Source organism: Enterobacter sp. 118C5, assembly GCF_034107645.1.
In the GTDB taxonomy this organism is placed as follows: domain Bacteria; phylum Pseudomonadota; class Gammaproteobacteria; order Enterobacterales; family Enterobacteriaceae; genus Enterobacter; species Enterobacter nematophilus.
The window spans coordinates 800495-825090 of sequence record NZ_JAWNEU010000001.1; the positions used below are offsets into that span (position 1 = coordinate 800495).

A 24596-nucleotide genomic window follows, 5' to 3' on the forward strand; every position below is an offset into this window, starting at 1 on the left:
CTCAGAACAGATCGCTGCGCGATTTCAGCAGGGCTTCAACGTCTTTATCGACCTTAATGTGGATTTCGTGTTCGATTTTGACATTCATATTGATGGTAATCGGCTCCTTTGGCGCAGCGACTTCAATGCGCGGCGTACAGCCGGTCAGTAGCGCGGCAACGGTGAGCGCACCAGCCATCTTTTTCATTGTTGTTCCTCACTTTCCTTGCCGGTCGAACTGCGGAGACCGGGAATCGCCGCGTGTTGCTCAAACCAGGTTTGCAGGTTGTCTCCAAAACGCAGGCTGCGCCAGAGGGTAAAGACATTCTCGTCATGGGTATAGTTCAGATTGACGGAGCTGCTTTTGCCGTCCACGCGGCTGGTCCCCTTGATGGTCGCCTGCATGGTTAATTCACCCAGATTATCTAAATTGATTTTCGTCCACGACCGCGAGATTTCCATATAGCGGAGCCAGTTAATCGCCGCGCCCGCGACCATATTATCCTTCACGATGGCGTCTGCCGTATCTTTGTCGATGCGCAGCGTCATTGGCCCAGGGTTGGTCAGCCAGCCATCTTTAATGATCCATTTTTCATTGTCCAGCCAGAACGGCAGCGCCCCGCTCACCGGGCCCGACAGGGTAAACTGCTTCGGGTTGACGGCGCTAATCAGCTCGCTTGAGGAGATATTGTCCACGCGCAGCAGAGCCGGATCGTGCTGCGGCATCCGCAGCTGCTGCATGGTGATCTTCCCACCGAGCGTTTCCACCTTAACGTTGGTGAGCAGGAGCGGGTTGTCCTCCGTCCAGGGGTAATTCCCCTGCAGGTCCGCGGTAATGTTGCGCGCGGTCACCAGGTTTTCCACTTCGCCAATGCGCAACGTGACCGGGCCGCGCGTGCCCAGGGACCATGTCCCCTCGCTGAAGCGGAACGGCAGCACAAAATCGACGCCGTTGATCTGGTTATCCGGCATCCAGGCGCTGCCGGATTTCAGTACACCATGTCCGCCCGCCTCAAAGCCCTGATCGGGAGCCGCCGAGAAGGCAACCTGCGCATAGAGTTCCCCGTCACGCAGCGTCATTTTCCAGTCCGGCGGGACCAGCGGCTGGAAGACGGTGAGCGACTGTTTTGGCCACCAGGCCTGTCCGCGAAGGCGCTCCCCATCCCAACGACCGTTCACCTGCACCGGGCCGATGGCGTCCGCGTGCAGGTTGCCCTTAAACTGGAAAATGGTCGGATCGGTGCCGTCGACGCTGAAGGTCAGGACCGACGGCGGCAAAACGCTGCCGCCGGAGAAACGGGTTTGCCCGGCATTGAGCGACAGCGCGCCGCTGAAGGTTGGCTTTTCGGGATCCCGGACCCAGCGCACCGGTTGCTCCAGCGCCAGGCGCGGCTTGCTGACGTCCATCGTGCCGTACTGGAGCTTGTCAAAACCGGTGGAGAGCGCCGTCAGCTCAATGAGGTTGTCGCGCCACTCGCCTTTCCCGGCGACATCCCAGCGGGCATTCATCGGCGTAAAACGCCCTTTGCCCCAGTAGCGCCACTGCCACAGGCCGTTATCGGGTAAAAAGTCGTTGGCCTGCCCGTCCAGATGGAGTTCAAAATCGCCCATCTCGTTTTCATGGGCGCGCAAAATAGCCTGCAGACGACCGTCCACGCCCTTTTGGGTGAGCTTCACGCCCGCCAGAGGCCAGCGGATTTCATCGATATCAAGCGAGTCAATAATGCGCCCGCGCGAGCGAAGCAGCGCGCCCGGCGCAAAGGCCAGCTGCGGTTCATACAGGCTGCCGGTGAGTTTTGCCGGCAATTTGGCGTAAAGAATGAGATCGTTTTGCTTCGCCTCGCCGCTCAGATGCAGGGGCATGTCGCTGTTTTCCATGCTGAGCCTGCCCGGCCCAATATTCAGTACCGCGTTGCCTTTCCCTGCGTCACCGCGCGTAAGCACATTCAGCCGTCCGGTCAGGGTGGTTTTCTCCAGCCCCTGCTGCCAGTTGTCGGCGCGAAGGGAAACCCGGCCGCTCAGCGGCATACCCGAAAGACCCCAGTTCCAGCGTCCGTCGCTGATGTTCAGCTGTTCCGCCGTGATCTGCCACGGCAGATCGAGCAGCGGTTCAGGGTTATCCCGCGCCATCACCACCAGCTGTCCCTGATTGTCTTCCCAGTCCAGATCGGCATCGACCAGCGACGTGAGCTGTGGCACGTTAAAGGTCGCGACCGCGTGGCCTTTCACCGGCACGCCGTCCGGCACCAGCGGCAAAGTGAACTCGCCCACCAGCTTAATCGGCTGCGGCTGGTCAGGGAGCTGAACATCAAACTGGCTGACCGAGAGCGTCTGGCCGCGAAGCGTGCCTTTGATGCTGACCTGCTCGCCTTTATAGGCGATCTCCTGAACGGATGGCGTCAGCGACGCATTAAGCTCGCCCTGCCACTGCTGCCAGGGCGAGAGCGTCAGACGGTGAATGGTGAGCCAGGTGTTCGGTAACACCGCCTGCCACTGGGCCAGCGTTTTTGGGGCGACGGTTGAGGGCGCAGACTGGGGAATCTTGCTCAGACAGACGGCGTTAAGATCCAGCGAGCCGATATCCAGCTTCCAGCGGCTCGGATGTGACAGCGTCACGTTATCGATGCGGGCAATCTCGCACTCTTCAACCAGATAGCGGAGATCGGGGATCACCAGCGCGTGACGTGTGAGTTTGGGGCTCTCTTCGAAAGCGATACGCGTTCCAACGGGGAGCCAGATCCCGGCGAGCGTCGGCACCCACTGGGCGAGCGTCATCAGCAGCGTCAGCGGCACCAAAATCAACAGCAGTAAAACCGCAATGGCGGCTTTGTATTTACCCTTCATGGGCAGTTAATATCCTGATTTTTCGAAAGAATTAAGCCGGCAATGCCGAATATTGTCGCATGTTTAGCCATTCAGTTGAAGGAAATGCCATTTTTAAGGATAGATGCTCTAGAATAATTGATAGAACTTATTGAATTCAATAATATTTTATAAATTGTAAGATAATTTTAATCATGCTAACGTGAATGCAAAATCACTGGAGAAAGTCTTATGAAACTCGCGGTATATAGCACAAAGCAGTACGACAAAAAGTATCTGCAACATGTTAACGAAGCTTACGGGTTTGAGCTTGAATTTTTCGACTTTCTGCTGTCCGAAAAAACCGCCAAAACGGCGCACGGCTGTGAAGGCGTCTGCATTTTTGTTAACGATGACGGCAGTCGTCCGGTGCTGGAAGAGTTGAAAAAGCAGGGGGTGAAGTATATCGCCCTGCGCTGCGCCGGCTTCAACAACGTGGATCTCGACGCGGCGAAAGAGCTGGGTCTGAGAGTGGTGCGCGTCCCGGCATACTCACCGGAGGCGGTTGCGGAACACGCTATTGGCATGATGATGTCGCTGAACCGTCGTATTCACCGCGCTTATCAGCGCACCCGTGACGCCAACTTCTCTCTGGAAGGGCTGACCGGCTTTACCATGTACGGCAAAACCGCGGGCGTGATCGGAACCGGTAAAATCGGCGTCGCCGCCCTGCGCATTCTGAAAGGCTTCGGCATGCGCCTGCTGGCATTCGATCCGTACCCGAGCGCCGCGGCGCTGGAGCTGGGCGTAGAGTACGTTGACCTGGCGACCCTGTTCTCGCAGTCTGACGTGATATCCCTGCACTGCCCGCTGACCCCGGAAAACTACCACCTGCTTAACCAGGCGGCGTTTGACCAGATGAAAGACGGCGTAATGATCATCAACACCAGCCGCGGCGGACTGGTTGACTCTCAGGCTGCTATCGAAGCGCTGAAAACGCAGAAAATTGGCGCACTGGGGATGGACGTGTATGAGAACGAGCGCGATCTGTTCTTTGAAGACAAGTCTAACGATGTGATCCAGGACGACGTGTTCCGCCGTCTGTCTGCCTGCCATAACGTCCTGTTTACCGGCCACCAGGCGTTTCTGACTGCCGAAGCGCTGATCAGCATTTCGGAAACCACGTTGGGTAACCTGCAGCAGCTGGAAAAGGGTGAAACCTGCCCTAACGAACTGGTCTAAGCGTGACCCCGGGTGGCGGCTATGCCCCACCCGGCATGCTGTCTGTTTCCCAGGTCCGGTGTGCGAAGCGCCACCAGAGCAGGACGGCCGCCAGCGCAATCGCGCTCAGCACGCTGAATGCCGCCGCAAAGGAGTAATGACCGGCAATCGTGCCGGTTAACGCCGGGCTCATGGATGCCCCTACCCCCTGCATCAGCATCACCACACTCTGCCCGGCATTGACGTGCCCGCTCCCGCGCAATAGCACCACGATAAACGACGGTACCACGACCCCCAGGATCCCGGCGGCCAGTCCGTCGAGAATTTGTACCGGGATCATCATCAGCGGCGCGTCCGTCATTGCTGCCAGCGCCGCGCGCACCGGCATAACCAGCAGAGCCAGCATAATCAGGCGCCAGTAGCCGTAACGTTCTATTCGGCCTGCAACCCAGATGGCAACGGGGATCATCACCGCCTGCGAGATGATAACGGTGCCTGCCGCGAACAGGCCAGGGTTGATCGAGGCGGGTGCCGCGGCCACCCTCATGCTCAGCATCGGCAGCAGTGCGGCGTTCGCCAGGTGGAACAGCAGCAGCGTCAGCCCGGTCACAAACAGCGCCCGGTTTTTAATTAACACCGCGAAGCCGGGGACAGGAACGTTACCTGAAGATGAAAGCCCTCGCGCCGCATCGTTATCAATATCCCCGTTCCGGATGGCAAGCAGCGCGCAGAGCGTCAGCAGCGTCGTGAAGGTCATCAGCAGGAAAATCCCCCCGACGCCCCAGTACCAGGCAATGCCGCCTGCTATCACTGCGGTGACAAAATTGCCGCCGTGATTGAACGCCTCATTTTTGCCCATCTGCGCGCTAAACCCGCGCTGGCCGGTCAGGCCTAGCGTAATCCCGGCGACGAGAGGCCCGACAAACGCCGCGCAGATGCCGGTGACCATTTGCGAGACGGCGACAACGCTGGTCTGCTGGCTAAACCAGAGCAGCAGCGTGCTCAGGGTGATCAAAATGCAGAGCAGCGCCAGCAAGGCGCGTTTGTTGCTGGAGGTGTCGGTAATAACCCCCGCCGGCAATGTGGCCAGTAACCCCGCCAGCCCTCCGGCCGTCATCAGTAAGCCGATATCATCGGGGGTCCAGTGTCGCTCAGTGAGAAAGATACCGAGAAAAGGACCAAGGCCATCACGGACATCCGCAATGAAAAAACTTGTCAGGCATAACGCCCGCAGCGAACGAAGAGACATACTTCCTGCCTGTGAATTATCCGGCTCGCGTTTCGCAATGACCCGCGTCCAGACGATCGTACAATAAAATTAAAAATGTAGCCTAGCGCTGCTTTTTGAAAATCAGATGACGGACCAAAAGACCGGATTAACCAGGGAGGCTACGCGTCACACCAGCCTCCGACGAGCTGTAGCAAAATGTGAATAGCCGCCGGGAACATCAGCAGTAAAAGTAAAACCGTCACCACAGCAATCGCCATCAGAAACTCCTTTTAAATTTTTCGTTTTACGAAATCGTAGTCAGTATTTTTATATTGTCACTGGCGATCGGCTATTTTCTTCATTATTCACGAGGACGCCCCTTTTTTATTAAGGCGCCCTCGTTGCTGGTTTGATTAAAATTCGCGTTTAAAACGCCGGAGCTTTACCTTTTCATTATGCTTTGCCGCTCAAATAGCAAAGTTTTCCGTCATCTGCTTCAGTGCCCTGGACTGCTCGGTCAGCGCCTGCGATGCCGCAGCGGACTGCTCAACGAGCGCCGCATTACCCTGCGTCACGCCATCCATCTGGGTGACGGCAGCGCTGATTTGCATGATGCCCTGCATTTGCTCAACCGAAGCCATTGAAAGACTGTCCATGGTTTCTGCCAGCGTAGCCACGTTGCTCGCGGCCCGCAAAATCGTCTCTGCCGTTCTGGATGCCACCGACACACCGTTATCGACATCCTCAACGGCATGCTCAATCAGCGCCCCAATTTCTTTAGAAGCCGTTGCGCTGCGCTGAGCGAGATTTCTGACTTCCGTCGCCACCACGGCGAAGCCGCGACCATGCTCACCGGCACGTGCAGCCTCGACCGCCGCATTCAGCGCCAGAATATTAGTCTGGAAAGCTATCCCTTCTATAACGTTGGTGATTTCCTTTATCTTCAGCGCGTTAGCCGAGATATTCTGCATCGTTTCGCTCATTTCGCCCACGGCAGACTCACCTTCGCGTGCCAGTGCTTCCGTCTTTCTTGCTGACGTTGCCGTATGCTCAGCGACCTCGGTATTGTTCCGAACGGTCATCGTCAGCTGCTCCATGCTGGCGGCAGTCTGCTGCAGCGCCGCTGCCTGCTCCTCGGTACGAGACGATAACTCCATATTGCCCTGCTCGATCTCCCCGGCAGCCAGATCCACCGACGTCGCGGCCTCTTTGATTTCAGTGACAAGGGTTTTCAACTGGGTCTGCATGTTGTCCAGAGCCGCAAGCAGCGTGCCGGTTTCATCCATCCGGGTAATACGTATGGTTGAGGTGAGATCGCCGGCGGCAATGGTGTTCGCCGTATTCAGGGCCTGCTTTAGCGGTCGGAGAATACTGCGCGACAGCAGTGTGCCCGTCAGCAGCGCGGTGACAACCGCCGCAATCATTCCCAGGATTATCATCATGCGCGTACGGAAGCGTTCTTCAGCCAGTCGGGTTTGACGTTCAGCCATAATGCTGTATTCGTCGTTCAGCGCTTGCTGAATAACGCCCCGCATAGCGTCCATTTGCTCTTTTCCGGTATTACGCTCCAGGCTACTGATGAACGCATCCATATCTTCGCCCCCGCGGGATATCCTCTCTCTTCGCTGGATTAACGGCAGCGCAAATGACCTTTTCCATTCTTCTTCAAGCCTGGAGAGGGTGGTTAATTTTTGCTGCTGCGACGGGTTATCACGCGTAAGCCCGGTAATTTCATCAACTTTGCTTTTAAACCTCTCATCCCCCTGCGTGAAGGGTTGAAGAACGTCCTGATTGCCGGTGAGCGCAAAACCGCGAATGCCGGTTTCCATGTTGATCAGGTTTTCGGTTACGGAGCGAAGGTTATCGACCACTTTATAGCTATGAACGTTGAGCTTGCTGACGGCCGTCACTCTGTCAAAGCTCAAATAGAGCAACCCGCAGACGACGGACATTAAAACCACAATTGCGCCAAATGCTATGGTAAGCCGGGTGCCGATGTTGAGATTTTTAAACATGACTCTTCCTTAATAATTAGCATAGGTTCATCTTCTGGAGATGAATTTTAATAACGGCTTATTTTTTGTGGGTAATGGAAATAGGTTTCCACCACGACCACACCCATGCTAATCGGCAGAGGAAATTAATACTTTAGGCTGCAATAAAAATATATTAACCCTCTTTTTGCGATGATTCTTATATGCAATTAACGGCCGTACTTCAATCAGTATAAATAATTAAATTAAGTTGCGAGAATTATAAATTTGAGATTCGAAAAAGCACCTAAAATTAAGCACATTTAATGTAAATGCATTTCAAAGCATTAATAAATGTAAATTTTCGTTCTTTTTTTGACCACTTAAGGACTTTCAGACCTATAAAAAAACCGGGCGCGAGGCCCGGTTCTCTTCGTAGCTAAAAGTGACGCTATGCGCTCAACCCGCGATTCTCCAGCATCGGTTCAATCTTCGGATCGTGTCCGCGCCAGCTACGATAAAGTTCGGCTAAATCAGCGCTGTTGCCACGAGACAAAATAGCCTCACGGAATTTCTGCCCGTTCTCGCGGGTTAAGCCGCCCTGCTCCACGAACCACTGATAGCCATCGTCCGCCAGCATTTGCGTCCACAGGTAGGCATAGTACCCCGCCGCGTAGCCGCCGCCAAAAATATGGGCAAAGTAGCTGCTGCGGTAACGCGGCGGCACGGCGGGCAGATCCAGACCCTCTTTTTTCAACGCCGCGGCTTCGAATTCTTCAACGCTCGACACGGCCTCGCTGATGCCGTGCCAGTTCATGTCCAGCAGCGCCGCACTCAGCAGCTCCGTCATGTCATAACCCTTGTTGAAATGGGTCGCGTTGAGCATGCTTTCCCGCAGCGCGTCCGGCATCGGTTCACCGGTTTCGTAGTGACGGGCATAGTGGCTGAACACCTGAGGATGGCTGGCCCAGTGCTCGTTGATTTGCGACGGGAATTCAACGAAATCACGCGGCGTATTGGTACCGGACAGCGTGGCGAAGCGCTGGCTGGCAAACAGACCGTGCAGGGTATGGCCAAACTCGTGGAACAAGGTTATCACGTCATCCCAGGAGAGAAGCGCGACGCCTCCGTTACCCGGCTTTTGGTAGTTGCAGACGTTGTAGATCACCGGGCGGGCAGCAAATTCGAAGGACTGCTCGATGAAATTGCCCATCCAGGCACCGCCCTGCTTGGAATCGCGGGCAAAGAAGTCACCGTAAAACAGCGCCATGCCCTCACCGGTGTGGTCAAAAATTTCCCATACGCGGACGTCAGGGTGATAAACCGGAATATCGAAACGCTCCACAAAACGGATGCCAAACAGCTGGCTGGCCGCCCAGAATACGCCATCCTGCAATACGGTATTGAGCGCAAAATAGGGTCGAATCTGCGATTCATCGAGGGCGTATTTCGCCTGGCGCACGCGCTCGGCATAAAAGGCCCAGTCCCAGGCCTGCGCGGTGAACCCACCCTGCTCGTCATCAATGACCTTCTGAATATCGGCCTGCTCGCGCTCTGCACGGGCACGCGCGGCGGGCACAATTCCGCGCATAAAGGCCAGCGCGGCGTCGGGAGTTTTCGCCATCTGGTCGGCGATGCTCCAGCTGGCGTAATCCTCAAAGCCCAGCAGACGTGCCTGCCGCGCGCGCAGCGCCGTAAGACGCAGGATCAATGCGCGGGTGTCGTTTTCATCCCCTTTCTGGGTGCGCGTCCAGCCGGCGTTGAACAGGTTTTCGCGCGTCTGCCGGTTGCGCAGCGCGGCTAGCGCAGGCTGCTGTGTCGTGTTCAGGAGCGGGATCAGCCAGCGGTCGTTCAGCCCTTTTTCCGCGGCGGCCTGCGCCGCGGCAGCGATCTCTTCTGCGCTGAGGCCTTCAAGCTGGTGCGCGTAATCCACCACCAGCCCGCCCGCGTTGTTGGCGGCCAGCAGACGCTGGTTAAACTGGCTGGTCAGGGACGCGGCCTCGGTATTCAGCGCCTTCAGCTCGGCTTTTTCCGCTTCATTCAGGCGCGCGCCGGCCAGAATAAAGCGCTGGTACGTCTCCTCGACCAGCCGACGGGATTCGGCATCCAGCGCGGCGCGGTCCTGCCAGACGCTCTCGACGCGGGCGAAAAGGGTGTCGTTCAGCCAGATGTCGTTCGCCAGCGCGGCAAGTTCGGTGGAGAACTGCTCCTCCAGCTCCTGCAGGTAGGCATTGGTGTGCGCGGAGGTCATGGCGAAGAAAACGCTGCTGACGCGCGCGAGCATAACGCCGCTTTTCTCCAGCGCCAGCACGGTGTTAGTGAAGTCAGGCGCAGCGGTTTGATAAACTATCGCGTCTATGTCCGCCCGCTTCTGGCGAAGCGCTTCATCGAAGGCCGGACGATAGTGCTCGTCTTTGATGGTATCAAAATGGGGGGCCTGGTAAGGCAGCAGGCTGATGTCAAAAAAGGGGTTGTTGGCCGTCATCTTTCACTCCTCAGAACGGATATCTTCCCAGAGTAGGCCAGGCCGCCATCGCCTGCAACGCCGTCATACAAATGTTGCCTTAACGCACCCTCTGCGGGCGTGCTATGTTAGTACAACACAAAAAGCGTTGAGGAACAGTGAGATGATTATTTTAGTTACCGGAGCAACGGCGGGTTTTGGTGAAAACTTCACGCGTCGCTTCGTCGCCAACGGGCACAAAGTGATTGCAACCGGCCGTCGTCAGGAGCGCCTGCAGGAGCTGAAGGACGAGTTAGGAGACAGCATCCTGACCGCGCAGCTGGACGTGCGTAACCGCGCGGCCATTGAAGAGATGATTGCTAGCCTGCCGGCAGAGTGGCGCGCCATCGACGTGCTGGTCAACAATGCCGGTCTGGCGCTGGGCATGGAGCCTGCCCACAAGGCCAGCGTTGAGGACTGGGAAAACATGATCGACACCAACAACAAAGGGCTGGTGTACATGACCCGCGCGGTGCTGCCGGGCATGGTGGAGCGCAACCGCGGCCACATTATCAACATCGGTTCTATCGCCGGGAGCTGGCCTTACGCGGGCGGTAACGTCTACGGCGCGACCAAAGCCTTCGTTCGCCAGTTCAGCCTGAACCTGCGTACCGATCTTCACGGCACCGCTATTCGCGTCACCGATATCGAGCCGGGGCTGGTTGGCGGCACCGAATTCTCCAACGTGCGCTTCAAGGGCGATGACGCGAAAGCGGATAAAACCTACGAAAACGCCAATGCGCTGACGCCGGAAGACGTCACCGAAGCGGTCTGGTGGGTCGCGACCCTGCCAAAACACGTCAACATCAATACCGTAGAGATGATGCCGGTCAGCCAGAGTTTTGCCGGACTTAGCGTCCATCGTGGCTAAATAAGCCCTTCCCGGCCCGCGGGCCGGGTCTGTTTCGGGTTATAAAAGAATGGTAGTATGTTCAGGCTAACTCTCTGAGAAATGACAACTCATGGCCGCTGAATCGCAACTCAATCCTACCCAGCCCGTAAACCAGCAAATTTATCGCATTTTGCGACGCGATATTGTCCAATGCCTGATCCCGCCGGGAACGCCGCTTTCTGAAAAAGAGGTCTCCGTGCGTTTTGACGTCTCCCGTCAGCCGGTGCGTGAAGCGTTTATTAAGCTTGCTGAGAACGGCCTGATTCAGATCCGCCCGCAGCGCGGCAGCTACGTAAACAAAATTTCACTCTCACAGGTGCGCAACGGCTGTTTTGTACGCCAGGCGATTGAATGCGCGGTGGTGCGCCGTGCCGCAGCGCTTATCAATGACAACCAGTATTACCTGCTGGAGCAAAACCTGCATCAGCAGCGCATTGCGATTGACCGTAAGCAGCTCAACGATTTCTTCCAGCTTGATGACGAGTTTCACCAGAAGCTGGCGCAAATTGCGGACTGCCAGCTGGCCTGGGATACCATCGAGAACATCAAGGCCACAATTGACCGGGTGCGCTACATGAGCCTCGATCACGTCTCCCCGCCGGAAATGCTGCTTCGACAGCATCACGATATTTTCAGCGCGCTGGAAAAACGCGATCCGGACGGGGTGGAAAAAGCGATGACGCTGCATCTACAGGAGATCGGCGAGTCCGTGCAGCTTATTCGTCAGGAAAATAGCGAGTGGTTTAGCGAAGAGTAATATTTGCCGCCCCTTTAGAGGGCGGCGTCGTGATTAGCGAACGACCAACACCGGAATTGTGGCGTAGCGCAGAATAGATTCCGCATTTGACCCCAGCAGATGGGTGGTGATGCCCGGATTTTTCGACCCGATGACAATCACGTCAAATTCCCCTTCTTTGCTCAGCTTGATAATTTCATCGCGGACGCTGCCAAAACGAACCAGGGTGTGAATATTCTCCGGGGAGATATCGAACAGTCGTTTTAACTCGTTCATTTTCTTCCCGGATTCTGCGCTCATATACTCTTCAAACTTTTTAATATCGGCGTTGAATCCGCGCAGGAGAGACCGACTGCTGGCAGGCAGAATATTGACCAGGGTAATCGACGCGCCCTCGGCCTTCGCAAGGTTAGCCGCGTGGCGAACCGCTTTGTCGCTCAAATCCATTTCAAACACGTCAACAGGCATCAAAATCTTCTTATACATAAGCCTGACTCCTTATTCCGATGAAGGGTTATTTCCTGCACCCAGAATGACATCGGGAATATAAACCAACCCTCAACGCTTCCCCGTTGAAACTATCAATAAATGAAAATAACGGTCTGCTTTGTAAAATGCTGTCGTGAAGCGTCAGCGCCCCACGAAATAAAGAAAAAAGTGTGAGTTTGATCAAAAACAAAAACATGACTGGCAGACAGGCGTATTTATAGTGCCCCGTGAACGGCAAAACCTGAAATAGCGCCGTAACGGATAGTTTAGAGAGGAGAAAATACCATGATGACATACGACCGTAACCGCAATGCAATCACCACCGGCAGCCGCGTCATGATTAGCGGCACCGGCAAAACCGGCGTGATTAAGGCGATCCACAGCGACGGGCTGGATGCCGCGCAGGTGCGCCGTGGCAAAACGGTGGAAGTGGAAGGATGCGAAGGTAAGTTCGAACCAATTGAACTGATTCGTCTGGGTATGCACTAAATTGTGCGCCGACATGCCGCCGCGAACGGCGGCATGTGTTGTATTACAGGCGTGACGCGTACTCCGCCACCGTAGCCTTCGCGCCCTTCTGCAGCAGCGTCTGATACGCGCTCATCACGGCGTCTGTGAAGACTTTTTCTCGCGGCAACTCTTTTCCAAAAATGGCTTCAATGCCGAGCAGCGCGTTAACCCGGTTCTCACCTTCCGCGCTTCCCTTCACCGCCGCCTGAATCGCCGCCAGCTGCGGGTCGCTCACGTCGATGGCGTTACCCTGCTCGTCCACGCCGCCGACGTAGCGCATCCACCCCGCCACGCCCAGCGCCAGGAGTGGGAAAGGCGTCTGGTGCACCAGGTGCCAGCGCACGGAGTCCAGCATGCGCTGCGGGAGCTTCTGGCTGCCGTCCATCGCAATTTGCCAGGTACGGTGGCGCAGGGCCGGGTTGCTGTAGCGGGCGATCAGCAGGTCAGCGTAGCGTTCTAAATTCACGCCCTTCACTTTCAGGGTCGGTGCCTGCTCGCTGAGCATCAGCGCGTGCGCGGCGACGCGGTAGTGCTCGTCTTCCATACACTCATTGATGTGCTGATAACCGGCCAGATAGCCCAGGTACGCGAGGAACGAGTGGCTGCCGTTGAGCATGCGCAGCTTCATCTCTTCAAACGGGATCACGTCTGAAACCAGCTCGGCACCGGCTTTTTCCCATTCCGGACGCCCGGCCACAAAGTTATCTTCGATAACCCACTGGCGGAACGGCTCGCAGGCCACCGCCGCCGGATCGCGGACGCCGGTCAGCTGCGCGATTTTATCCAGCGTATCGGAAGTGACCGCCGGCACGATGCGATCCACCATGGTTGACGGGAAGGTGACGTTAGCCTCGATCCAGTCCGCCAGCTCGCCGTCTACCGCCCGGGCGTAAGCGCAGGTTACGTTGCGCATCACGTGACCGTTCTCCGGCATGTTGTCGCAGGACATCACGCTAAACGCGGGCAGCCCCGCCGCTTTACGACGCGCCAGCGCTTCCACCACCACGCCCGGCGCGGATTTCGGCTGATGCGGGTTTTGCAGATCCGCGGCAATTAACGGGTGATCGAGCATCAGTTGCCCTGTCGCCGGAGAGTGGCAGTAGCCTTTTTCGGTGATGGTCAGCGAGACAATCGCCACCTGCGGTTCACACATTGCCGCCAGCACGCTCTCCAGCCCGTCGACCTGCGCGTGCAGCGCCTTTTTGACTACGCCAACCACGCGGGAGGTCCAGGCATCGGCAGACATTTCCGCTACGGTGTAGAGGTTATCCTGCGCCTTCAGGTCGGCAATCTGCTGCTCGCCGCCAATCAGGTTAACCTCACAGTAGCCCCAGTCGCTGCCGTGTTCAGCCGCGAGGATGTCGGCGTACACCGCCTGATGCGCGCGGTGAAACGCGCCGAAGCCTAAATGGACAATGCGTGCTTTAAGGCTGTCGCGATCGTACTGAGGCAGCGTCGCGTTGGCCTGTAATAAGGTGTTTTCCATGATTAAGACTCGCTAATTAGAAAGCTGTGGATCGCTGCCGCCCGGTCCAGAGCGGCAGCGCCTGCTGACTACACCAACTAGAATGGCAGTCGGGGTAAAAAATAACTGCCATCAACCATACTGATACTGCCGTTTGAGTTTTTGATTTATATTAACTTTTGCTCAGGTGGTGTGACATAAACAAAAAGTTGTGTGATAAGTCACGCAAGATATAAACCGCTAGCGTCGCGTGGAGACCGCACCGTAACCCACGCACTCTTTCGGCGCGGCCTCCGCAGCATCTTCCGCCGCGCTGAGGTCCCGGTCGCGGACTTCCGGCATCAGGAACGCCGAAACCAGCCCAATCAAGGAATAGGCCACCAGCATGGCAACGATCGGCCACCAGGAGCCTGTCATGTTGCAGAAGATCCCCGCCAGTACCGGGCCAAAGCCCACCGCCACCAGACCGCCCGCCTCTTTGGAGATAGCCATGCGGGTAAAGCGATTCCGCGAGCCAAACATCTCCGCCATGGTGATATTTTCCAGCGCAAACAGCCCCAGCACGGCGAAATTATGGATAACGATGATCGAGAGCATGATCGTCCCCGGCGCATAGCTTTTATCGACGATAATCGACAGCATCGGGTAGGCCAGAATAATGGCGGAGATATTGAGGATAATGTACGGCAGCCTGCGCCCCACTTTGTCGGAAAGCCAGCCCAGCAGCGGGATGGAGATAAACCCGAGAATGGAGCTTATCATCAGCGCATCGGTAGGAATCGCTTTATCGAACAGCAGCGTCTGGACCAGATAACCCGCGAGGAAGGTCTGGATCAGCCCCGAGTTGCCCGCCTGACCGAAACGCAGGCCGGTCGCCAGCCAGAAGGATTTACTTTTCACCATTGAACCCAGCGAGGTGTCCGGCTGCACGGTTTCTGCATCGTTTACTTTCTCAAAGACCGGGCTCTCCTTAAGGTTCATTCGCAGCCAGATGGCAAAGATCATCACCACAACGCTGGCAAGGAACGGCACGCGCCAGCCCCAGGCAAGCAGCTGTTCACGATCGAGGGCAAAGAACATAATGGCCCAGATCGCCGTGGCGCTCAGCGTTCCGCAGTTAGTCCCCATCGCCACCAGCGAGGAGATAATGCCGCGCTTCCCTTTCGGCGCGTACTCCGCCAGCATGGTCCCTGCCCCGGAGATCTCTGCCCCGGCGCCCAGCCCCTGAATAATACGCAGCGTCACCAGCAGAACGGGCGCAAAAATGCCGATCTGCGCGTAGGTTGGCAGCACGCCAATCAGCGTGGTGCAGATCCCCATCATGGTGATGGTGATAAACAGCACCTTTTTACGGCCAATGCTGTCGCCCATTCTGCCAAAAATAAAGGCCCCGACGATACGCGCGATGTACCCCGCGCCGTAGGTTCCCATCGCCAGAATCAGCGCCATCGCGGCCGACTGTTCCGGGAAGAAGATTTCATGAAATACCAGCGCCGCCCCCAGCGAGTAGAGCTGGAAATCCATAAACTCCAGCGCGGTGCCCAGCCAGCCGGAGACGGCGGCTTTCACCAGATCGGAGGTGGTTCTTTGAGGTTGTGCTTGCGTCATAATGGCTATCTCTAAAAGGTAAGATGCGTACCACTCAGAGCCCGTCTTCGCGGGCTCTTAACCGCGTGTAGGGTTATTGCCCGAACGTCAGTAAAACCTTGCAGCACTGCCGCTGGTCTTTTTCAAACAGTTCGATGGCGTCTGTTACATGGCGATAGTCAAAGGTATGGGTGATCAGTTTTTCCGGGTCGATCAGCCCTTTTTCCAGCCAGTCGATGACGACCGGGAATTTGTTAGCGTTCAGGCGCGAGGAGAAGATCGCCAGCTCTTTGCCGGTGATGCCCTGCTGAACTATCTGGCTCGGTTCGCTGGAAAAGCCCATCAGCACGATGCGCGCCGCCGGAGAGGCCAGGGTGACCGCTTCCTGTAAAATCGACGGATGACAGGCGGCGTCAATAATCAGCGTCGGCTTGATGCCTTTTTCGTCCAGCGCGGCCTGCAGCGAGTGCTCGGCATTATTTAACACCCAGTCCGCGCCGCTGCGCTGGGCCATAGCCAGCCGCTCATTGATTCTGTCGACGACGATAACCTGCTTCACGTTGTAGACGCCCTTCAGCGCCTGCACGGTGACCAGCCCCATCGGCCCAGCGCCGTAGATCAGCGCAACGTCCTGTTCGGTAGGTGTAGCCTGCCCCGTCACGTTGGCGGCAATGGTGAAAGGCTCAACCATGACGGCGTGTTTATCCGGGATCGCATCCGGGATGCGCCAGGCATTTTTCGCGGGCACGGCGGCATATTCGCTGAAGCCACCGTCGCGGTGGACGCCCAGCACCACCAGCGAGGTGCAGACGTTAGGCTTACCGACGGAGCACGGGTAGCAGTGCCCGCAGCTGATCACCGGATCCACCGAAACGCGCTCCCCTAACCGGGACGGTTCTACGCCCTCGCCTACGGCGTCGATCTCGCCAAAAAACTCGTGGCCGATCACGCGCGGATATTTTGCAAACGGATTATGGCCGCGGTAGATATGGCTGTCTGACCCGCAGATCCCGGCCAGCTTGATTTTGACGCGGACTTCACCTGCGCCGGGCTCCGGGCGAGGACGTTCTTCAATTACCAGCTGGTTCGGCTGTTGAATCACTACGCTTTTCATCGTTCGCTCCTCGGTTACCAGTTCCACAGCGTGCCGTCTTCGAGACGGGCCACCGGCAGATAGGCCGGATCGTACGGGTATTTCGCCGCCAGCTTTTCATCAAACTCAATGCCCAGCCCCGGCTTCTCGCCCGGGTGCATATAGCCGTTATCAAAGCGCCAGCCGTGCGGGAAGACTTCCAGCATCTGTTCGGAGTAGCCCATATATTCCTGCACGCCAAAGTTCGGCACCCACAGGTCGAAATGCAGCGCGGCCGCGTGGCAGATCGGCGACAGATCTGACGGGCCGTGCGAGCCGGTACGCACCTGATAGAGCGACGCGAAGTCCGCGATGCGGCGCATCCCGGTGATCCCGCCCGCATGGGTGATGGTGGTGCGGATATAGTCGATAAGCTGCTCTTCGATAAGCTGCTTGCAGTCCCAGATGCTGTTGAACACCTCGCCCACCGCAACTGGCGTGACGGTATGCTGGCGGATCAGGCGGAAGCACTCCTGGTTTTCAGCGGGCGTAGGGTCTTCCATCCAGAACATGCGGAATGCTTCGATGCTCTTGCCGAAGCGCGCCGCTTCGATGGGCGTCAGCCGGTGGTGCATGTCGTGCAGGAGATGTTCATTGAAGCCAAACTTGCTGCGCACCGCGTCAAACAGCTTTGGCGTGAAGTCGAGGTATTTCTCGGTGGACCAGAGCTGTTCTTCCGGCCAGTCGCCTTTGGTGGCGGGCTCGTAGGCCAGCCCCTTCCCTTTGGCCATGCCGTAGGTGGTTTTCATACCCGGCACGCCGCACTGCACGCGGATCGCCTTAAAGCCCATCTCCTTATGGCGGGCGTAATCTTCCAGCACGTCGTCAATGGTGTGCCCGGTGGTGTGGCAGTAGACCATGACGCCCTCACGGGATGCGCCGCCCAGCAGCTGGTAGAGCGGCATGTTGGCCGCTTTGGCTTTAATGTCCCAGAGCGCCATATCCACGGCGGAGATGGCCGACATGGTGACCGGCCCGCGACGCCAGTAGGCGCCCTTATAGAAGAATTGCCAGATATCTTCGATACGGTGCGCGTCGCGGCCAATCAGCTGCGGGCAGAGGTGATCTTTCAGGTAGGAAGCAACGGAGAGCTCACGCCCGTTCAGCGTGGCGTCGCCGAGCCCCACAATCCCCTCATCGGTGGTGATTTTAAGCGTAACAAAGTTACGCCCCGGGCAGGTAACAAACACGTCAGCCCCGACAATCTTCATAATTCCTTTCCTTACATCGCTCGTTGTGATGACGGAAATTTACCCACCCACACGACTACCATACAAGTATGATGATCATAAAATCAGCTAACGATCACAAAAAAGTGCACCTTCTCGTATCTCTAAAATCCATCATTTTGTGCCTGTTTCACTTCAGGTGACGATTCATTTAGGCAGCGTACCTGAAGATATCTTTTACTTGTCCATACCCCGTGCCGCGGGTATGCCGTTATTGCTCTTTGGTGTAGAATCTGAACGGGGAAACTTGCTCATCTGCACCCATTTAAAAGGAAACGCTATGACTACATTAAGCAAACGCCTTTGTCTGACAGCCCTGCTGGCGCTGTCATCGTTCGCCTTTGCCGCCTCTGCGACAGCGGAAACCAGCAAGCTCATTATCGAGTCTGGTGACAGCGCGCAAAGCCGCCAGAACGCCGCGATGGACAAAGAACAATGGAATGACACCCGCAGCCTTCGTCAGAAGGTCAACAAACGTGCCGAAAAAGAGTGGGACAAAGAAGATGTCGCCTTTGACGCACGCGATAAGTGTCAGCAAAGTGCGAACGTCAATGCCTACTGGGAGCCGAACACCCTGCGCTGCCTGGATCGCCGCACCGGTCGTACGGTAGCCCCATAATGTCGGCGCCCTGTGACGTAAAACTCCGGCCGCTGGAGCGTGAAGACCTGTGCTTTGTCCACCAGCTCGACAATAACGCCAGCGTGATGCGCTACTGGTTCGAAGAGCCTTACGAGGCCTTTGTCGAGCTGTCGGATCTTTACGACAAGCACATTCACGATCAGAGCGAGCGTCGTTTTGTGGTGGAGTGTGAAGGTGAAAAAGCCGGGCTTGTGGAGCTGGTTGAGATTAACCACGTTCACCGCCGGGCGGAGTTCCAGATCATTATTTCGCCTGAGCACCAGGGGAAAGGCCTGGCCTCACGGGCGGCGAAGCTGGCGATGGATTACGGATTCAACGTCCTGAATCTCTACAAGCTTTATCTGATCGTGGATAAAGAGAACGAAAAAGCGATCCATATCTACCGCAAGCTGGGCTTTATGGTAGAAGGCGAGCTGATTCACGAGTTCTTTATCAACGGCGAGTACCGCAACACCATCCGCATGTGCATTTTCCAGCATCAGCACCTGGCGGGACACAAGCCGTCAGGCGCCAGCCTGCTGAAACCAACCGCGCAGTAACCTGCGCGGTTTTATCCTCAGTAGTACTCAATCGTATTCTTGATGGTGTACTTGCGCTCAACGGCGGGTTTGACGCTGTCGTCCTTGATGGTGAGATCGCAGCTCACCGGGTTGTTATGTCGATCGTAATCGCAGCTCTGCGTCACGTTGCCCATCGGCTTGTCGTTTAACAGGCTCACGGCCGAGTAATCCATTCTTTTGCGCAGATCCTTAGACGGCGTTGACTGTACCGATAAATGCTGATCCCCTGAGACGGTGGTTTTGCCCAGCGGGTAGCCATCCGCATCGTAGCGGTACTTCACCTCCATCTCTTTGCCGTGCGCGGCCACCACGAAGCCGTTGTCGTCGGTATCCCACGTCACCCCGGCTGACGGCAGTTCGGCCAGCTGGCATTTGCCCTGCAGCTTCACCTTACGCTGCTGGGTTTCTGCATCGATGTAGTAGTTGGCATCCAGCACCAGCGCTACGCCCGTGTTAGCCTCCAGGTCGTGCAGCTCCAGCGTGTCGAAACACCCTTCTTCCGACACGGTGCCGGTGACCCGTTTGGACACTTCGCCCTTCTCGTTGAACAGCGTCTGGGTAAAATCTTTGACCGGGCCGCGCAGAGGGTCGAAATCAAATTCGTTCGAAAAACTCGCCATCTCGGGCGTAAACGACAGCGGTGCGGAGTTGTTATCACAGCCCGCGAGAGTAGCGGCCAGGAGCGTTATCGCTGCATATTTCTTCACATTCTTTACCAATACAGAGAGATTATTCCCAATCATATTAGCAAATACAGTTGTTTACACGAAGCCTGCTAAAATTAATCTATACAAAGTGAAAAGGAGCTACAGATGAAACGGTTACCCTGGATTACCGCCCTGCTGTTAATGAGTGCCTCAACGGCCGCGCTGGCGGCACCGGACTCCTGCGAGCGCGTGAAAAGCGACATTCAGCAGAAGATCGTCAACAACGGCGTGCCGGAGTCTGGTTTTACGCTGAATATTGTGCCGAACGATCAGGCCGACCAGCCGGACGCCCAGGTGGTGGGCCACTGTGCCAACGACACCTTTAAAATTTTGTACACCCGCACAGGCAGCGGGGCGGCGTCCGGCAATCAGGATAATGCGCCGGCTGAACCTCAGTAAATCACCGTCAATCCCCTTTGATTTGACAAGGATTAATATTTAATACCTCCAAATAAGTAACACTCACCCCATCATTAGCCCGGTTATCATTTCGGGAAAAATAATACGTAATCACAATGGTGGGGTGAGCCATGTCCGATATCGAACATCACGGCGGAATTAGCCGTCGAACACTCGTAAAATCTACGGCGATAGGTTCTCTGGCGCTTGCCGCTGGCGGCATTTCGTTGCCTTTTGGACTGAAAAGCGCTGCAGCCGCGGTACAAAACGCAGTGAAACCGGCAGAAGATAAAGTGGTCTGGGGCGCCTGCTCGGTCAACTGCGGCAGCCGCTGCGCGCTGCGTCTGCACGTCCGCGATGACGAAGTGTACTGGGTCGAAACGGATAACACCGGTGAGGATATCTACGGCAATCACCAGGTCCGGGCCTGCCTGCGCGGACGCTCTATTCGCCGCCGCATCAACCACCCTGACCGTCTGAACTACCCGATGAAACGCGTGGGTAAACGGGGTGAAGGCAAGTTCGAGCGCATCAGCTGGGACGAGGCCCTGAACGCCATCACCGCCAGCCTGAAAGACGTGGTCAGCAAATACGGCAACGAAGCGGTGTACATAAATTATTCCTCCGGGATTGTCGGCGGCAATATCACCCGTTCCTCCCCTTACGCTTCGCTGGTGGCGCGCCTGATGAACTGCTACGGCGGGTTCCTGAGCCACTACGGCACCTACAGCACGGCGCAAATCGCCTGCGCGATGCCTTATACCTACGGCAGCAACGACGGCAACAGCACCTCGGATATCGAAAAAACCAAACTGGTGGTGATGTTCGGCAATAACCCGGCGGAAACCCGCATGAGCGGCGGCGGGATTACATATTACCTGGAGCAGGCCCGCGAGCGCTCCAACGCGCGCATGATCGTCATCGACCCGCGCTACACCGATACGGCAGCCGGACGCGAAGACGAGTGGATCCCGATCCGTCCGGGTACCGATGCCGCCCTGGTGGCGGGAATTGCCTGGGTATTGATCGACGAAAACCTGGTTGACCAGCCGTTCCTGGACAAATACTGCGTTGGGTACGACGAAAAAACGCTGCCGGAAGGTGCCCCCGCGAATGGTCACTATAAAGCGTATATTCTCGGCCAGGGTGATGACAACACGGCGAAAACGCCTGAGTGGGCCTCGCGCATTACCGGCATTCCAGCAGATCGCATCATCAAGCTTGCCCGCGAAATCGGCTCCGCGAAGCCGGCCTATATCTGCCAGGGATGGGGACCTCAGCGACAGGCGAACGGTGAACTGACCGCCCGCGCCATCGCGATGCTGCCGATTCTGACCGGCAACGTGGGGATCAACGGCGGCAACAGCGGTGCCCGTGAGTCGACCTACACCATCACTATCGAACGTATGCCGCTGCCGGAAAACCCGGTTAAAACGCAAATTTCCTGCTTCAGCTGGACGGACGCCATCGCCCGTGGCCCGGAAATGACCGCTCTGCGCGACGGGGTGCGCGGTAAAGATAAGCTGGACGTGCCGATTAAGTTCATCTGGAACTACGCGGGTAACACCATTATTAACCAGCACTCCGATATCAATAAAACCCACGATATTCTGCAGGACGAAAGCAAGTGCGAAACCATCGTGGTGATCGACAACTTTATGACCTCATCGGCGAAATACGCCGATATCCTGCTGCCAGATTTAATGACCGTCGAGCAGGAAGACATTATCCCTAACGATTACGCCGGGAACATGGGCTACCTGATTTTCCTCCAGCCCGTGACCGCACCGAAGTTTGAGCGCAAGCCTATCTATTGGATCATGAGCGAAGTAGCGAAACGCCTCGGACCGGATATCCATCAGAAATTCACCGAAGGGCGCACGCAGGAAGAGTGGCTGCAGTACCTGTATGCAAAAATGCTCGCTAAAGATCCCGCACTGCCGTCCTATGACGAGCTGAAAAAAATGGGCATTTATAAGCGCAAAGATCCAAACGGACACTTTGTGGCCTATAAAAAATTCCGCGAGAACCCGGAAGCCAATCCGCTGAAAACGCCCTCAGGCAAGATTGAGATTTATTCCAGCAAGCTGGCGGATATTGCGGCGACCTGGGAGCTGGCAAAAGATGAGACCATCAGCCCGCTGCCCGTCTACGCATCCACCTTTGACGGCTGGGATGCGCCCGAACGCGCGCAGTTCCCGCTGCAGCTGTTCGGCTTCCATTTTAAAGCCCGCACCCACTCGAGCTACGGTAACGTCGACGTGCTGCAAGCGGCCTGCCGCCAGGAGGTCTGGCTGAATCCCGTTGATGCCGCGAAACGTGGCATTAAGAACGGCGATACGGTGCGCGTCTTTAACGATCGCGGTGAGGTGAGAATAGAAGCGAAAGTCACGCCGCGCATCATGCCAGGCGTAAGCGCCATGGGCCAGGGAGCCTGGCACGATGCCAATATGAATGGCGATCGTATCGACCACGGCTCGTGCATCAACACACTGACCACGCACCGCCCGTCACCGCTGGCAAAAGGCAACCCGCAGCACACCAATCTGGTGCAGATTGAGAAGGTGTAAGAGGTGAACTCTCTGACCCTGGCTTATGCTTTGGTCTGTATTAATGGTTAATTACGTCGCGCGGACATCACCGCGCGAGCAAGGAAGGTTTAATGAAAGACGTCTCACACCGTGACTCGTTCGCATTCAGCGCCCGCGTACTGGGCGCTCTGTTTTACTTCGCGCCTGACAGCGAGCAGACAGCCCCGCTGGTGCAGGCACTGACCGCTGGCGAATGGATAGAGGACTGGCCCCTGCCGCCGGAAACGCTGCAGCCCGTTGCCGAAACCTTTGCCTCGTCTTCCGATGAGCCGCTGACGGATGCCTGGCAACGGCTGTTCATTGGTCCTTATGCCCTGCCCGCTCCGCCGTGGGGTTCCGTCTGGCTGGACCGTGAATCCGTGCTGTTTGGCGATTCCACTCTCGCCCTGCGCCAGTGGATGCGGGAAAACAATATCGCGTTTCAGATGCAGCAAAATGAACCGGAAGATCATTTCGGCACCCTGCTGCTGCTGGCGGCATGGCTGGCCGAGAATGGCCGCGACTCGGAGTGCGATCGGCTTCTGGCGTGGCATCTGCTGCCGTGGAGCACGCGCTTTCTGTCGGTGTTTGTCGACAACGCCGGGCATCCGTTCTATATCGCGCTCGGCAGGCTTGCGCAGCTGACGCTGGCGGACTGGCGATCGGCGTTGGTTGTTCCGGTTGCGGAAAAGACGCTGTACCGCTAGCTGAAATGGCTTGCCTGCCGTTGGCGGGCAAGCCATCAACACGGCAGTACTATGCTCGTCGAAAATAGCTTAAGAAACCCGTCAAAACTGATAGCTGTAGTTCACGCTGGCAAACCACAGATACGGATCGTCATAGCTTCCCTTAAATTGTTCTGGCGATTTCACGCGCGAGGACTGCATATGCAGATACGAGACGGCAAACCCTATATTGCTTTGCGGCGTCACCTGATACTGGGCGCCCGTTGCAAAACGCCACTCGTCCCCGGTAGGTAAGGAAAGTGCAACATCGTCCTGAGATTTGTAGACGGTACTGTCAAACGCGACGCCCGCATTGATGCGCCATAATTCGGTTGGACGATACTGTACCCCCAGCGCGGTATGCCACGAGTCTTTAAGACGATTTTTGCTTTCGGCATCTTGTCCGGCTACTGAAATCTGCGGGTTGCCAAATTGGCTCCAGTCCTGCCAGCCAAGGTCTCCCATTACCGACCACGTTTTATTGAAATCATGCACCAGGCTTAACATAATTTGCTGAGGCGCCCTGACCTGTGCAGAAACGGGAATGTCATATTCAACGTTGGGTAAGTTTGGGAAGCGGGCTTTGGCATCAATATTAAAGTCATAATCCGTTTTACTGGTCCATGCGACCCCCACCCGCGTTCGATCGGTAAGCGCCATCAGTAAGCCCAGACGGTAGCTCAGCGCCCAGTCATGATCGTTTTCTTTTACGTCTTCATCGTCGACATGGCGAGTAAGAGAAAGGAATCCGTAATTGACATTGACGGAACCGCCCACGGACACCCGCTCGCTCAGCTTATAGGCTAAGGACGGACTCAGGGTCATCGCGACCATCGTGCTTTTTTTGATGAGCCGTTCGCCTGCCCAGTTATCAAAATCAATGCCCAGACCATAATTGCCGTACAAACCAACGCCAGCATACAGCGCATCATCAATTTTCTGGGTGTAAAAGGCACTCGCATTTGGAAAAAAACGCAGGATATCGCCAGGGCTTTTGCGGCCCGATTCATCGTCAAGGTGATACGAAATATCCCCGTCCATTGCCTGTAATCCACCGGTAAACATATGGTCAGGCAGCCGCGTCATCCCGGCCGGGTTGGTCACTATTGTGGATGCATCCTGAGCGCGGGCGGCCTGGCCCGCCCCCGCAAGCGCGGTATCTTCAGTCCCTATTTCATAGAAATAGAGCGCGCTGGCCTGAGTCGCCTGCGAAAAAAACAGTCCCAGATAAAACAACGTCGATTTTCTCATGTGCCCTCTGCCTGCG

21 protein-coding genes are annotated in these 24596 nt (G+C 56.5%); 9 read left to right on the plus strand and 12 right to left on the minus strand.

Translation table 11 applies throughout. The annotated features are described in order from the left end of the window. Window position 1: 1 nt before the first annotated feature. The gene (locus tag UTO39_RS03750; RefSeq protein ID WP_028013019.1) at window positions 2-187 is read right to left on the minus strand and encodes a YnbE family lipoprotein; all 186 of its coding nucleotides are present in this window, start codon (window positions 185-187) and stop codon (window positions 2-4) included. Next, entirely contained in the window at window positions 184-2823 is a 2640-nt protein-coding gene (locus UTO39_RS03755) for a YdbH family protein (RefSeq protein WP_320726513.1), read from the minus strand. The genes UTO39_RS03750 and UTO39_RS03755 overlap by 4 nt, the downstream gene beginning before the upstream one ends. A gap of 210 nt (window positions 2824-3033) precedes the next feature. Here UTO39_RS03755 and UTO39_RS03760 point away from each other — a divergent pair, with 210 nt between their 5' ends. Then, window positions 3034-4023, plus strand: a complete 990-nt coding sequence (locus UTO39_RS03760) for a 2-hydroxyacid dehydrogenase (protein ID WP_116340177.1) — start codon at window positions 3034-3036, stop codon at window positions 4021-4023. 19 nt (window positions 4024-4042) lie between these two features. Here UTO39_RS03760 and UTO39_RS03765 read toward each other — a convergent pair whose 3' ends face one another. From UTO39_RS03765 to dcp, 3 genes are all read right to left on the minus strand, one after another. After that, entirely contained in the window at window positions 4043-5251 is a 1209-nt protein-coding gene (locus UTO39_RS03765) for an MFS transporter (RefSeq protein ID WP_320726514.1), read from the minus strand. Between the two features lie 428 nt (window positions 5252-5679). Further along, complete coding sequence (locus UTO39_RS03770) at window positions 5680-7227, minus strand: methyl-accepting chemotaxis protein (RefSeq protein ID WP_320726515.1); 1548 nt, start codon at window positions 7225-7227, stop codon at window positions 5680-5682. 409 nt (window positions 7228-7636) lie between these two features. Further along, on the minus strand, window positions 7637-9670 hold the full coding sequence (gene dcp, locus UTO39_RS03775) for a peptidyl-dipeptidase Dcp (protein ID WP_320726516.1): 2034 nt from the start codon (window positions 9668-9670) through the stop codon (window positions 7637-7639). A 142-nt stretch (window positions 9671-9812) separates the two neighbouring features. Here dcp and ydfG point away from each other — a divergent pair, with 142 nt between their 5' ends. Beyond that, window positions 9813-10559 carry a bifunctional NADP-dependent 3-hydroxy acid dehydrogenase/3-hydroxypropionate dehydrogenase YdfG gene (ydfG, locus tag UTO39_RS03780; protein ID WP_320726517.1) on the plus strand — a complete coding sequence of 249 codons (747 nt, stop codon included), beginning with the start codon at window positions 9813-9815 and terminating at the stop codon, window positions 10557-10559. Window positions 10560-10650: 91 nt separating this feature from the next. Then, the gene (locus tag UTO39_RS03785; protein ID WP_320726518.1) at window positions 10651-11337 is read left to right on the plus strand and encodes a GntR family transcriptional regulator; all 687 of its coding nucleotides are present in this window, start codon (window positions 10651-10653) and stop codon (window positions 11335-11337) included. Window positions 11338-11370: 33 nt separating this feature from the next. On the opposite strand, the gene UTO39_RS03790 is transcribed toward UTO39_RS03785, so the two are convergent. Continuing rightward, on the minus strand, window positions 11371-11802 hold the full coding sequence (locus tag UTO39_RS03790; protein WP_151413836.1) for a universal stress protein: 432 nt from the start codon (window positions 11800-11802) through the stop codon (window positions 11371-11373). Between the two features lie 288 nt (window positions 11803-12090). Between UTO39_RS03790 and ydfZ the strand changes: the two genes are divergently transcribed. Continuing rightward, a complete protein-coding gene (gene ydfZ / locus UTO39_RS03795; RefSeq protein WP_028013008.1) occupies window positions 12091-12294 on the plus strand; it encodes a putative selenium delivery protein YdfZ in 204 nt (67 codons plus the stop codon). Between the two features lie 43 nt (window positions 12295-12337). Here ydfZ and UTO39_RS03800 read toward each other — a convergent pair whose 3' ends face one another. The 4 genes from UTO39_RS03800 to manD all read right to left on the minus strand — a co-directional run bounded on the left by UTO39_RS03800 (window position 12338) and on the right by manD (window position 17710). Then, window positions 12338-13801, minus strand: a complete 1464-nt coding sequence (locus UTO39_RS03800) for a mannitol dehydrogenase family protein (RefSeq protein WP_320726519.1) — start codon at window positions 13799-13801, stop codon at window positions 12338-12340. A 219-nt stretch (window positions 13802-14020) separates the two neighbouring features. Further along, on the minus strand, window positions 14021-15388 hold the full coding sequence (locus UTO39_RS03805; protein WP_320726520.1) for an MFS transporter: 1368 nt from the start codon (window positions 15386-15388) through the stop codon (window positions 14021-14023). 73 nt (window positions 15389-15461) lie between these two features. After that, a complete protein-coding gene (locus UTO39_RS03810) occupies window positions 15462-16481 on the minus strand; it encodes a Zn-dependent oxidoreductase (protein ID WP_320726521.1) in 1020 nt (339 codons plus the stop codon). Window positions 16482-16495: 14 nt separating this feature from the next. Then, the gene (manD, locus tag UTO39_RS03815) at window positions 16496-17710 is read right to left on the minus strand and encodes a D-mannonate dehydratase ManD (protein WP_061098342.1); all 1215 of its coding nucleotides are present in this window, start codon (window positions 17708-17710) and stop codon (window positions 16496-16498) included. Window positions 17711-18008: 298 nt separating this feature from the next. Here manD and UTO39_RS03820 point away from each other — a divergent pair, with 298 nt between their 5' ends. Next, on the plus strand, window positions 18009-18347 hold the full coding sequence (locus UTO39_RS03820; RefSeq protein WP_008502414.1) for a DUF1283 family protein: 339 nt from the start codon (window positions 18009-18011) through the stop codon (window positions 18345-18347). Beyond that, the gene (speG, locus tag UTO39_RS03825) at window positions 18347-18907 is read left to right on the plus strand and encodes a spermidine N1-acetyltransferase (RefSeq protein WP_262770196.1); all 561 of its coding nucleotides are present in this window, start codon (window positions 18347-18349) and stop codon (window positions 18905-18907) included. Before UTO39_RS03820 ends, speG begins: the two co-directional genes overlap by 1 nt. Window positions 18908-18924: 17 nt before the next feature. Here speG and UTO39_RS03830 read toward each other — a convergent pair whose 3' ends face one another. Further along, on the minus strand, window positions 18925-19671 hold the full coding sequence (locus UTO39_RS03830) for a YnfC family lipoprotein (RefSeq protein ID WP_407065095.1): 747 nt from the start codon (window positions 19669-19671) through the stop codon (window positions 18925-18927). A gap of 69 nt (window positions 19672-19740) precedes the next feature. Here UTO39_RS03830 and UTO39_RS03835 point away from each other — a divergent pair, with 69 nt between their 5' ends. From UTO39_RS03835 to dmsD, 3 genes are all read left to right on the plus strand, one after another. Beyond that, window positions 19741-20034, plus strand: coding sequence for a DUF1161 domain-containing protein (locus UTO39_RS03835; protein ID WP_048956357.1), 294 nt, complete (start codon window positions 19741-19743; stop codon window positions 20032-20034). A 131-nt stretch (window positions 20035-20165) separates the two neighbouring features. Further along, window positions 20166-22604 carry a selenate/tellurate reductase subunit YnfE gene (gene ynfE / locus UTO39_RS03840; RefSeq protein ID WP_320726522.1) on the plus strand — a complete coding sequence of 813 codons (2439 nt, stop codon included), beginning with the start codon at window positions 20166-20168 and terminating at the stop codon, window positions 22602-22604. 92 nt (window positions 22605-22696) lie between these two features. Further along, window positions 22697-23311, plus strand: a complete 615-nt coding sequence (dmsD, locus tag UTO39_RS03845) for a Tat proofreading chaperone DmsD (protein WP_253541806.1) — start codon at window positions 22697-22699, stop codon at window positions 23309-23311. An 81-nt stretch (window positions 23312-23392) separates the two neighbouring features. Here dmsD and UTO39_RS03850 read toward each other — a convergent pair whose 3' ends face one another. Beyond that, window positions 23393-24580, minus strand: a complete 1188-nt coding sequence (locus tag UTO39_RS03850; RefSeq protein ID WP_320726523.1) for an outer membrane protein transport protein — start codon at window positions 24578-24580, stop codon at window positions 23393-23395. Window positions 24581-24596: the final 16 nt, after the last annotated feature.

What these genes read in the sequence shown, in the direction of transcription:
- UTO39_RS03750 (WP_028013019.1), bottom strand. Translation starts at nt 187, where the DNA reads ATGAAAAAGATGGCTGGTGCGCTCACCGTTGCCGCGCTACTGACCGGC.
- UTO39_RS03755 (WP_320726513.1), bottom strand. Translation starts at nt 2,823, where the DNA reads ATGAAGGGTAAATACAAAGCCGCCATTGCGGTTTTACTGCTGTTGATT.
- UTO39_RS03760 (WP_116340177.1), top strand. Translation starts at nt 3,034, where the DNA reads ATGAAACTCGCGGTATATAGCACAAAGCAGTACGACAAAAAGTATCTG.
- UTO39_RS03765 (WP_320726514.1), bottom strand. Translation starts at nt 5,251, where the DNA reads ATGTCTCTTCGTTCGCTGCGGGCGTTATGCCTGACAAGTTTTTTCATT.
- UTO39_RS03770 (WP_320726515.1), bottom strand. Translation starts at nt 7,227, where the DNA reads ATGTTTAAAAATCTCAACATCGGCACCCGGCTTACCATAGCATTTGGC.
- dcp (WP_320726516.1), bottom strand. Translation starts at nt 9,670, where the DNA reads ATGACGGCCAACAACCCCTTTTTTGACATCAGCCTGCTGCCTTACCAG.
- ydfG (WP_320726517.1), top strand. Translation starts at nt 9,813, where the DNA reads ATGATTATTTTAGTTACCGGAGCAACGGCGGGTTTTGGTGAAAACTTC.
- UTO39_RS03785 (WP_320726518.1), top strand. Translation starts at nt 10,651, where the DNA reads ATGGCCGCTGAATCGCAACTCAATCCTACCCAGCCCGTAAACCAGCAA.
- UTO39_RS03790 (WP_151413836.1), bottom strand. Translation starts at nt 11,802, where the DNA reads ATGTATAAGAAGATTTTGATGCCTGTTGACGTGTTTGAAATGGATTTG.
- ydfZ (WP_028013008.1), top strand. Translation starts at nt 12,091, where the DNA reads ATGATGACATACGACCGTAACCGCAATGCAATCACCACCGGCAGCCGC.
- UTO39_RS03800 (WP_320726519.1), bottom strand. Translation starts at nt 13,801, where the DNA reads ATGGAAAACACCTTATTACAGGCCAACGCGACGCTGCCTCAGTACGAT.
- UTO39_RS03805 (WP_320726520.1), bottom strand. Translation starts at nt 15,388, where the DNA reads ATGACGCAAGCACAACCTCAAAGAACCACCTCCGATCTGGTGAAAGCC.
- UTO39_RS03810 (WP_320726521.1), bottom strand. Translation starts at nt 16,481, where the DNA reads ATGAAAAGCGTAGTGATTCAACAGCCGAACCAGCTGGTAATTGAAGAA.
- manD (WP_061098342.1), bottom strand. Translation starts at nt 17,710, where the DNA reads ATGAAGATTGTCGGGGCTGACGTGTTTGTTACCTGCCCGGGGCGTAAC.
- UTO39_RS03820 (WP_008502414.1), top strand. Translation starts at nt 18,009, where the DNA reads ATGACTACATTAAGCAAACGCCTTTGTCTGACAGCCCTGCTGGCGCTG.
- speG (WP_262770196.1), top strand. Translation starts at nt 18,347, where the DNA reads ATGTCGGCGCCCTGTGACGTAAAACTCCGGCCGCTGGAGCGTGAAGAC.
- UTO39_RS03830 (WP_407065095.1), bottom strand. Translation starts at nt 19,671, where the DNA reads ATGATTGGGAATAATCTCTCTGTATTGGTAAAGAATGTGAAGAAATAT.
- UTO39_RS03835 (WP_048956357.1), top strand. Translation starts at nt 19,741, where the DNA reads ATGAAACGGTTACCCTGGATTACCGCCCTGCTGTTAATGAGTGCCTCA.
- ynfE (WP_320726522.1), top strand. Translation starts at nt 20,166, where the DNA reads ATGTCCGATATCGAACATCACGGCGGAATTAGCCGTCGAACACTCGTA.
- dmsD (WP_253541806.1), top strand. Translation starts at nt 22,697, where the DNA reads ATGAAAGACGTCTCACACCGTGACTCGTTCGCATTCAGCGCCCGCGTA.
- UTO39_RS03850 (WP_320726523.1), bottom strand. Translation starts at nt 24,580, where the DNA reads ATGAGAAAATCGACGTTGTTTTATCTGGGACTGTTTTTTTCGCAGGCG.